We start from the raw sequence: 5,031 nt of genomic DNA on the forward strand, positions 1-5,031 counted from the left end.
GCAAATAACATCAATTTTATCCCCAACCGCATCAACAATTTCTTGTAGTTGATCAAAAGGTGAGCGTGATCCATCTAGTTGGCGTCCTCCATGATTACTAAGCATTATTGCATCAGCACCTATGTCCACAGCTTTTTTTGCATCTTCAACACTCATAATACCTTTTAAACAAAACCCTTTTTTCCATTTTTTCCTTATAGCAATAGCATCGTCCCAATTCATTGTCTGATCCAACATTTCATTAATATAGTTTGAAACACTTGTAGCTATATTTGTACCGTGACTCACATAATCTTTTACTTGAGATAATTCAAACTTATCACTTGTGAAATGTCTAAGTGCCCATTGTGGATGAGTTGCAAAACTAACTAAGCTTTTTAATGTGAGGTTAAAGGGAGAAGTAAATCCAGTTACAAGATCTCTTTCCCTATTCCCAGCGACAATAGTATCTACAGTTAAAGCAAGACAATCAAAATTATTTTCCTCACATCTTTCAATCATACTATTAGTTAATCCTCTGTCTTTATGAAAGTATAGTTGAAAGATTTTGGGTGCATTTATAGTAGCTCCAATTTCTTCAATACTCACAGTTCCAAGACTACTAATACCAAACATTGTTCCAAACTTTTCTGCAGCTCTACCTACAGCTCTTTCTCCTTGGTAATGAAATAATCTTTGTAATGCAACTGGGCTTAAAAATAATGGCATAGATAATTTTTGCCCCATAACGGTTGTTGAGATATCTATATTATCCACACCTGCCAAAACATTTGGCACCAAATCGCAATCTTCAAATGATTCAGTATTACGCTTATATGTAGATTCATCATCAGCTGCACCATCAATATAATGAAATATAGGTGATGGCAATCTTTTCCTTGCTAATTTTTTAAAATCATCAACATTATGGCAATTATTTATATTCATAAATTACTACTCCCCTACTGTAATTCAGATGTAATTATTCTCAAGTTATTACTTTTCATTTTTGTTGCGATATTTCTTGCGTAATCTAGGTTATCAACAATTGTATAAAAGCTAGGCCCGCTACCTGAAAGTCTCACAAAGGATACTCCTAATGATAATAACTTATCTTTTAAATATTTGTACTCAAGAAAAGCTTGATCGATTACTTGTTCAAAAGTATTCACTGTATTACTAAGTAATTGCAGTAAATCACTATTTGGTTGATTGATTGAATTAAAAATTTCAGTTGTTATAGATCCATCAGAGTAATGTTGTTTAGATAGCAATGAATACATAAAACGGGTCTTATTACTAATCTCTATATTAAGTGGAGTGAAAATTACCGACCATAGGTTACTAATACCTAGTCCAGTTGTTATCTTTTCGCCTTGTCCTTCAACAAGTGAACATCCTCCAGAGACAAAAAAAGGAGAATCAGAACTTAATTGAAATGCTAATTCTCTCTGTTTTGATAATTCTACTTCTAATTTATTTATTTTAATTAATTCTTTTAAAACCGCAGTTGAATTCGAACTTCCCCCACCTAAACCAGATGATGTAGGAATATTTTTAGTTGTTACAATTTCTACTTGGTCTTGAATATGAAATTCTTGTTGAAAAAGGTGTACAGCATCAAGTATTGAATTATTACTATCTTCAACAGTTGAAGGTATAAATACTGTTTTAGTATTTTTTGAGTAACTAATAGATATTTCGTCATGTAAATGCAGAGTATGCATAATAGAAGTTAAATTATGAAACCCATTATCAAGTAAACTATTAACTTCTAGACTTAAATTTAATTTTGCAGGAGATAATAAATTAAACATTGCTTTAATATCCAATATTTTTCATTGATACATACAAATTTTTCCAATTATCAAAAGTTAAGGATTCTGGTCTACTATCTATATCTATATTGCTAGCAACAAGCATATCTTGAAATAGAGTTTTTTCTATATCAAAAGCCTTAGTTATATTGTTATATAACTTTTTCCTTTTAGAAGAAAAACCTTTTTTTATTAAGTTGAAAAACATTGATTGATTATCTTTGTCTATTTGGGGAGATTCAAATAACGCAATTTTTATTATGGCAGAAAAAATTTTAGGAGAAGGTTTGAAGACACTTGGCGGTATTCTTTTTATATATGAGATTTCTCCAAAGTTTTGAAGTATCACTGCGGGTATAGACAATTTCCCAGGTAAGGCAGTCAGATTACGAGCAACTTCATCTTGTACCATAACTACAATTGATTTAGGGGGATTATGTAATTCAACGAATCTCATTATTATTGGCATAGCAGCATAATAAGGTAGATTTGCAACTAATTTATAATTAACCGAATTTACTATAGAAGAGATATCTATACTACGAGCATCTCCATAAATAACTTGGACATTAGAACTTTCAGGAAATTTATCATTCAAATCATCAAGTAAATTCTGATCTAATTCAATACACTTAACCAATCCAGCGAGTCGACTTAATTCCTTAGTTAACTTTCCACGTCCTGGGCCAATCTCTACAACCATATCATTTGGTTGTATTTCTGCAGAATTAATAATATATGATAAAACCCAATTTGCACTTAAAAAATGCTGACCTAAACTTTTTTTTGTTTTTACTGAATTATTCATGAGGGAATCGTATACCTCTCTATAAAGCCGTGCAACTTCCTTCGACAATCATTTATATAACGTATTAATCATCCAACTCTACTCCGATTAATCTAAGGCACCCAATTTCATATTTACCGCTGCTTCCTTCCAGACCTGACGGAATTCATATAATCTTGCCGCTCAGAGTCAGAACATCAACATCAAATAACTAACATTGGATATATTCATTAATGCCTCAGGAAGTAATCAATCCCGCTGTAGCGGATTGCGGGTACAGGGCACCGCTAACTCCCCATCTAGCACGACTATGTAAGTTTACCACTAAGTAAGAATCTGATAAAGTTGAAATCAAAAATTCTTACTATTGACGAACGATGGGACAAAAACTTGATAGAGACCGCAGTAATACCAGCAGCTGGTTTGGGTACACGATTTTACCCGATCACAGAATTCATTCCTAAAGAGCTATTACCAGTTGCAGATAAACCTTGCATTCATTATATCGTCAAAGAAGCTTGTAATGCTGGAATAAAGAATATTGTTATAATACTTTCTGAACGAAAAAAAATGCTAAAAGATTATTTTTCATTTGGACAAAGTTATGTAGAAAAATTATATAAATACTGTTCAGAAGAAACAATCAATGAAATTGAAGATTTTAAATCGAATCTTAACTTTTACTTCATAAATCAAGATAAACCTTTAGGGCTTGGACATGCGATTTTGTGTGCAGAGGATATAGTATCTAAGAATCCTTTTGCTATTATCCTACCTGACGATTTATTGATATCAAAGAAAGAATCAGAACTTTCAAGAATGATAAAAAGTTTCAATCAAAACAATGCAAACTATTTTACAATAAAACATTTAAATAAATCAGAAATTTCATCTTATGGCATCATATCCACAGATGAAGATATTAACGCTATCGATGAAATTGTAAAAATAAACAAAATTGTTGAAAAACCCCAGATTCAAGATGCACCTTCTGATTACGGAGTAATAGGAAGATATATTGTTAATCCAGAAATATTCGAAGCCATAAAAAATACTAAGCCTGGTGCATTGGGAGAAATACAGTTAACTGATTCACTTAATGAGATGATTAACAATAATATTGCAACTTATGGATATAAAATCTCTTCAACGAGATATGATTGTGGGACACCTAAAGGGTTATCTGAAGCAACATATAAATTATCAAAATTGATATGATCAATTATCGTTTTTCAGTATTGCAATAAATGCTTCTTGAGGGACTTCTACATGCCCTATCATTTTCATTCTTTTCTTACCTTCTGCTTGTTTCTGTAGCAATTTACGCTTTCTGGTAATATCTCCACCATAGCATTTAGCCAATACATTTTTTCGTAAAGCCCTGACAGTTTCTCTTGCTATAACTCTTCCATTTACAGATGCTTGTATTGGTATTGGAAATAATTGGCGTGGGATTAATTCTGTTAGTTGTTTTACTACATTTCTACCTTGGTATGTAGCTCTATCTCTATGTACAATAGATGAAAGGGCATCTACAGGTTCATAATTTACTAATATTTCTAATTTACTTAAACTGGCTGTCCTATATTGTGTCTGGTTGTAATCTAATGAAGCATATCCTTGAGATTTAGACTTAATTTGATCATGAAGATCAAGAATAACTTCAGACAACGGTACATAAAAAGATAACAAAGCACGACTTTTATCGTCATCTGTAGTAGAAGAAATACTTTGTATATATTCTATATTTCTTAATTCACCTCTTCGTGATGTAATTAATTCCATTATTGCACCTATATACTGAGTTGGAGTTACAACAGTTACTTCTAGCCAAGGTTCCATTAATTCCATAATTTCGCCTTGAGATGGTAATTGACTTGGGTTTTGGATTTCTAATTCAACACCATCATTTTTTAAAACCTTATACAATACACTTGGCGATGTAATTATAAGATCCAAATCATATTCGCGTTCTAACCGTTCTTGAACAACATCCATATGTAACAAACCAAGAAATCCACAACGAAAACCAAACCCTAAAGCAACGCTAGATTCTGGCTGAAAACTAAAAGCTGCATCGTTTAATTGTAATTTTTCTAGAGCATCTCTTAATTGTTGATAACTTTCACCATCAGAAGGGTACAAACCTGCATATACCATTGATTTCAATTCTTGGTATCCAGGTATAGGGTCTACATCACTATCTACAAAAGATAACGTATCACCTACGGTGACATCTCTGATACTTTTTAATCCAGTTGCAACATAGCCAACCTCTCCTGTAGATAATCCTTTAGCCTGAGTCATAGTAGGTTGGAAAAACCCAATATCTAAAGTATCAGCATGCTGATTAGTACTGAGAAATCTTGTTGAATCCGACTTTTGCAATTCTCCATCGACAATACGTACATATATTATTGCTCCTTTATAAGAATCAAAAGTACTATC

General features: G+C 32.2%; 5 protein-coding genes and 1 other RNA gene. 1 reads left to right on the forward strand and 5 read right to left on the reverse strand.

Annotated features, from left to right (window positions below):
• The 4 genes from FI695_02445 to ffs all read right to left on the reverse strand — a co-directional run.
• Positions 1 to 927 (reverse strand): alpha-hydroxy-acid oxidizing protein (locus FI695_02445; GenBank protein MQG50823.1); only part of this gene is annotated, 927 nt, incomplete at its 3' end.
• A 14-nt stretch (positions 928 to 941) separates the two neighbouring features.
• Complete coding sequence (gene ispE, locus FI695_02450; protein ID MQG50824.1) at positions 942 to 1,796, reverse strand: 4-(cytidine 5'-diphospho)-2-C-methyl-D-erythritol kinase; 855 nt, start codon at positions 1,794 to 1,796, stop codon at positions 942 to 944.
• 4 nt (positions 1,797 to 1,800) lie between these two features.
• Positions 1,801 to 2,604, reverse strand: coding sequence for a ribosomal RNA small subunit methyltransferase A (gene rsmA / locus FI695_02455; GenBank protein MQG50825.1), 804 nt, complete (start codon positions 2,602 to 2,604; stop codon positions 1,801 to 1,803).
• 27 nt (positions 2,605 to 2,631) lie between these two features.
• An RNA gene (gene ffs, locus FI695_02460) (signal recognition particle sRNA large type) lies at positions 2,632 to 2,891 on the reverse strand.
• A 28-nt stretch (positions 2,892 to 2,919) separates the two neighbouring features.
• Here ffs and FI695_02465 point away from each other — a divergent pair.
• Positions 2,920 to 3,801, forward strand: a complete 882-nt coding sequence (locus tag FI695_02465; GenBank protein ID MQG50826.1) for a UTP--glucose-1-phosphate uridylyltransferase — start codon at positions 2,920 to 2,922, stop codon at positions 3,799 to 3,801.
• Here FI695_02465 and lepA read toward each other — a convergent pair.
• Positions 3,802 to 5,031 (reverse strand): elongation factor 4 (gene lepA, locus FI695_02470; GenBank protein ID MQG50827.1); only part of this gene is annotated, 1,230 nt, incomplete at its 5' end.

It is taken from the genome of SAR202 cluster bacterium, assembly GCA_009392515.1.
Classification (GTDB): Bacteria; Chloroflexota; Dehalococcoidia; order Lucifugimonadales; family UBA6952; genus UBA6952.

Excerpts from the sequence above, each read along its gene's own strand:
- ispE (MQG50824.1), bottom strand. The coding sequence starts at position 1,796 with ATGTTTAATTTATTATCTCCTGCAAAATTAAATTTAAGTCTAGAAGTT.
- rsmA (MQG50825.1), bottom strand. The coding sequence starts at position 2,604 with ATGAATAATTCAGTAAAAACAAAAAAAAGTTTAGGTCAGCATTTTTTA.